This window comes from Parafrankia sp. FMc2 (assembly GCF_041008525.1).
Lineage (GTDB): Bacteria > Actinomycetota > Actinomycetes > Frankiales > Frankiaceae > Parafrankia.
Genome location: NZ_JBFLUG010000274.1, coordinates 1 through 4,458, shown reverse-complemented (window position 1 = coordinate 4,458; position 4,458 = coordinate 1). Strand labels below are relative to the sequence as shown.

The window sequence follows — 4,458 nt, the reverse complement described above, 5'->3', positions numbered from 1 at the left end:
CGCCCACTGGGCATGGATTACCGACTGCGGAGGATCATTCGCCGGACGGTAAGAGCCGTATGAACCGAGAGGTTCACGTACGGATCCGTGGGAGCCGGCGGGTGCGATTCCCGCCGGCTACCCGACTGCAGCAGGTCTCCGAGAGAGCGGACTCCGACCAGTAGCCGACCAGGCGTTGAACCTGGCTTTTGATGAACTTCGCGCCGCGGGTGTTCCGGTGAATCGGGCGTGTGCCCATGTCGGCCGGTCGCGGGCGACGCATTATCGCCATATCGCTCCGCGCGGGCCTGTGTATGGGCCGTGGCCGGCGCGGACGCCTCCGCCGGGGACGTTGACCGAAGCCGAGCGTGCGCAGGTCCTGGCGGTCCTGGCGAGCCCGGCCTACCAGGATTTGGCGATCCCGCAGGTCTGGGCCCGGGAGCTCGATGCCGGCCGCTACTGGTGTTCCCTATCGACGATGTACCGGATCGCTCGGGCGGCGGGGCAGACCCGGGAACGCCGTGCCCAGGCGACGCACCCGCCGCGGGTCCGCCCCGAGCTGTCCGCGACCGAACCGTCGCAGATCTGGTCGTGGGACATCACCGCGTTGAAGGGACCCGAGAAAGGAACCTGGTACAAGCTCTACGTCATCATCGATATCTACTCGCGGTATGTCACCGGCTGGCTCGTCGCTGCCGCCGAGGATGCGGTGGTAGCGAAGGATTTCATCGCCGACGCGATCCGTCGGAACGGGTCGGCTCCCCAGGCGGTCCACGCGGACCGCGGTGGGGCGATGGTCTCGAAACCTGTGTCGGAACTCCTCGTCAACCTCGGGGTCCACCGGTCCCATTCACGGCCACGGACGTCGAACGACAATCCTTTCTCGGAGGCGCAGTTCAAGACCCTCAAGTACAGCTACGATTTCCCGGACCGGTTCGGGTCGCTCGCCGATGCCCGCATCTACTGTGAGGGTTTCTTCACCGCCTACAACCATGACCATCGCCATTCCGGGATCGGGTTCCACACCCCCGCCTCGGTCCATTTCGGCACCGCCAGCCAGGTCCAGGCCCACCGGCAGGCCACCCTCGACCGCGCCCACGCGGCCCACCCAGAGCGGTTCGCCCGCCGGCCACGACCGCCCCGTCTGCCCGAGACCGTGTGGATCAACCAGCCCATTCCAAGCCAACCAAACGAAGATCCACTGTCGCAGTTGACTTGACAACTACCGTGACAACTTGACTCAGAAGACTCAAACGCTACGTCGCCCGCGAGATCTACAACGCCATTCCACGCCCGCACCCACCAGCCACTCAGGGCAGTTGACAACACAGGGGCGTCAGCGCCTTCTAAATCGTGACGATCCTCAGGAGGTCTTCCAGACCCGCGAGGTCGGCTGCGTTGCGGGTGTAGATGCTGGCTGCGTGGGCGTGGGCGGTGGCCGCGATCAGCAGGTCCATGGTGCGTGCGCGTGGCTGGCGCCCGACTTCGACGACGCGGGCGGCGAGACGTCCGTAGCTGTCGGCGACGGCGTCGTCGACGGGCAGCGGGTCGAACCGTCGTTGGATCGCGCTGAGGCGGGCGAGCCGGGTTGCGCGGGCCTGGGGCGTCTTGGCGACGAGGATGCCGAACTGTAGTTCGGCGATGCTGATGACGCTGACTGCCAACTCGCCTGGAATGGGGGTGACGTCCGTGGCGACCAGGACACTGGTGTCGAGGACGCCGCGATTCATCGGCCTTCCCAGGGATCCGCGAGGGAACCGTCGACGAGGTTGCGGTCCTCGGGCCAGTCGGTGTCCTCCGGCTGGGCGAAGAGATCCGCCAGATCGCCCCAGCGCCGCCACACACGCGAACTCACCGGGCCGAGGACGGCTGCTGGTCGGCCGGCCACGGTGATAGTGAGCCGTTCACCGGCCTGGGCCCGGCGTACCAGATCGCTGGCGTTCTGCCGGACCTCTCGAAGCCCTATCTCGTCCACCCCCCGAGAGTAGCACTTGTGCTATCTGCTCGCCGCTGCGAAGATGAGCCGGTGGTCGCGGCTTCGTTCTCCAAGGCGAGGATCTACCCGGTTCCCGTTGAGCGGGTCGGTTACGTGGCGTCGCCGAAGTGGTCGCTGATGACTAGAGTCGATGAGGCGTCTCCGTCGTTCGGACGATGATCCAGATCGGGCCGCGTGTGTGCGCATTGTGTGCGCGGATGCTGCGGCACGACGCGGCATCCGCCGGCACGTTCCGACACCGAAAACCCGCTGACCTCGGATTTTGCGGCACGGCGCGGCACTTTCCGGCATGTTCCGATACGCGGCGTTTCGTTTTGTAATCGAGCGGTTAGGTTCGAGCCCCCTCGCCGGCTCCGAACTGCCTGGTAGCCAGGCATTTTCGCGGCCGGTGAAGCAGTCCGGAATCTAGATCATCCCGTGCGTATCCCGTACTTTTGACCGGCTCTGACTGCGTTCTTCATCGCCTGTCGGTACTGATCGAACCGTTTCGAGATTCAGCCCGGACTGTCGCAAATGTGGTCTGCGACACGTTCGTCGTGACGTGATCATGGGCGGTCATTGCGTGGCTGCGGGTCATCCCTCGCCGCGCCAACCCGGTCGGTTCCGGTCGCACCATGCCTCCACCTCGCGGCGATGCCACAGGCGGATCCGAGGCTTGACCACGGCAGGTGTCGGGAACCCGGCATACCTGCTCAGCGTGTCCGCCCTGCTCCGTCCCAGCCCCAGCATCGCGGCGACATCCGACATGTCGATCAGGTCCAGCTCACACTCACCGCTCACAGACACGGGACAGTAAGTCCTGGAGACGTATAAGCCCTGGAGACGCTGAACAGGCTGTGGTCACCGAGTTCGCAGCCGCGCCCGTAGACGCCGATTGCCAGCGGGCCGAGCTGAGCGACGGCTGCCCAGGCGTCGCCGAGCCGGCGGATGCGGAACTCGACCCGGTCGTCGTTCACAGTGATCGCTAGCGTTGGCCACGACTGCGGCCAGTCGCTCAGCGGCGCCCCCGCTCGCCAGAAGTCCTCCTCGGCCCGACCTGTGACGGCGTCGCGCGGGAACGCCAGGCTCAGCGCGCCGACCTGGCTGTCGATCGCGGCGTCGCGCCTGGCGTCCAGAGGGCCGTTCGTCCCGTGCCAGTAGCTGCCGAGGCCGCGCCAGGTCGACACGACAAGGGTGCCCTCGTCCGATGCGCGATGACCGAAGCTCATGTGCCATAGTGGCTGGCCGGGCTCACCGCGTACGGTGCCCCATCCCTCGACCCAACGCTGCTCGAACTCGTGCCTTCCGGCACGGTCCTGGAACGCGCCGTAGACCGGGAAGTCCCACTCTGACGGCGGTTCGGGCATCACGCCAGGACCTCGCAGGTCGGCCAGGTACAGCGCCCCGTGCGCCCGGTCCCACCTCTCGGCGTCGGACGTCCGGATCTGTCGTCGAAGTTCCCACGCCGCTTCGGCGACATGGGCAGGTCCCAACCCCGCAAGCTCCTTGGCCGCGTCCATGTTGTCGGACGGCTCGACGTAGCCCCGATACTCACTGATCATCAACCGTAGGCCGTAGGCGGCGTACTCGACGTGTTTCCCGCCCAGCCCCGCCAGCAGCCGCGCACCCTCGATACGGATGCTCATACCGAGGTGGTGGTTGGTGAGAACACGCAGCCTGATCTGGTCGACGGCCTCAGCGACATACGGCGGCCCCAGCTCGATCAGCCGACGTGCGCCGACGACCGTTGCCGCGGGATCGTCCCGCCAGGGCGTGTTCAGCAGCTCGCGCGCCCACTGGACCTTCGCGTCCTCGCTCTGGCCGTCAGCCACGGGGCCCTCCTCAACGCGGACGCGCTGCCCCACGACCAGGTCGTTTGTACGCATCACCGCGCTCGACCCTCAGGCCACCCGAGCCCGTACCTCGCAAAGGCAGCTTAGTCGGGGCGAACCGGTCGCGGCTGCGTGGCAGACTTTCCCCGGCCGAAGGGAGCCTGCTTCGTCAGGCGGGCTGGTCGATCCCCGGCTCCTCATCGCGTGTCGGAGCTCCGTGGACGGGCACCGACACGGCGTGACCGCATCTGTCGGGGAACTCAGGGCTGGAGAGCCTTGCCGTCGGGCCACCACCTCCCGCGTCGAGGATGTGCGCGGGATCGTCGTGCTGCGGGCGAGTGGGCTCGGGGACTTCGTCCTCGCCCTGCCTGCGCTGGAGGCGCTGCGCGCGGCGTACCCGACGGCCCGCATCGTGTATCTCGGACTGCCTTGGCACACACAGCTGCTGCGGGGGCGCCCGGGCCCCTGGGACGAGGTCGATGTCGTCCCGGCCTGGCCGGGCGTGACGAGCCGTGCGGCGGCCCACGCGCCGACCGGCGACGGGCTGTCAAGGCTCCCCGAAAACCGACCCCGTGCGGGTCTCTGAATCTTGACCCCCTGCGTCTGGTTGATCAGTTGTGGTTGGGTCGGTCCTTGGTGAGGAGCTCGCGGCGGGCGCGGGTGCGGTAGGAG

The 4,458-nt window shown here is 67.3% G+C and carries 5 protein-coding genes; 2 read left to right on the top strand and 3 right to left on the bottom strand.

The features are described 5' to 3' along the window. Positions 1 to 331 precede the first annotated feature (331 nt). On the top strand, positions 332 to 1,198 hold the full coding sequence (locus tag AB1460_RS35895; RefSeq protein WP_368966916.1) for a transposase: 867 nt from the start codon (positions 332 to 334) through the stop codon (positions 1,196 to 1,198). A 127-nt stretch (positions 1,199 to 1,325) separates the two neighbouring features. Here the strand turns inward: AB1460_RS35895 and AB1460_RS35890 are convergent, their stop codons facing one another. The 3 genes from AB1460_RS35890 to AB1460_RS35880 all read right to left on the bottom strand — a co-directional run bounded on the left by AB1460_RS35890 (position 1,326) and on the right by AB1460_RS35880 (position 3,786). Further along, positions 1,326 to 1,709, bottom strand: a complete 384-nt coding sequence (locus AB1460_RS35890; RefSeq protein ID WP_368966914.1) for a type II toxin-antitoxin system VapC family toxin — start codon at positions 1,707 to 1,709, stop codon at positions 1,326 to 1,328. Beyond that, the gene (locus AB1460_RS35885; RefSeq protein WP_368966912.1) at positions 1,706 to 1,954 is read right to left on the bottom strand and encodes a type II toxin-antitoxin system Phd/YefM family antitoxin; all 249 of its coding nucleotides are present in this window, start codon (positions 1,952 to 1,954) and stop codon (positions 1,706 to 1,708) included. Before AB1460_RS35885 ends, AB1460_RS35890 begins: the two co-directional genes overlap by 4 nt. 797 nt (positions 1,955 to 2,751) lie before the next feature. Next, positions 2,752 to 3,786 carry a hypothetical protein gene (locus AB1460_RS35880; RefSeq protein ID WP_368966910.1) on the bottom strand — a complete coding sequence of 345 codons (1,035 nt, stop codon included), beginning with the start codon at positions 3,784 to 3,786 and terminating at the stop codon, positions 2,752 to 2,754. A gap of 238 nt (positions 3,787 to 4,024) precedes the next feature. Between AB1460_RS35880 and AB1460_RS38480 the strand changes: the two genes are divergently transcribed. Beyond that, positions 4,025 to 4,372, top strand: coding sequence for a glycosyltransferase family 9 protein (locus AB1460_RS38480; protein WP_420497453.1), 348 nt, complete (start codon positions 4,025 to 4,027; stop codon positions 4,370 to 4,372). Positions 4,373 to 4,458: the final 86 nt, after the last annotated feature.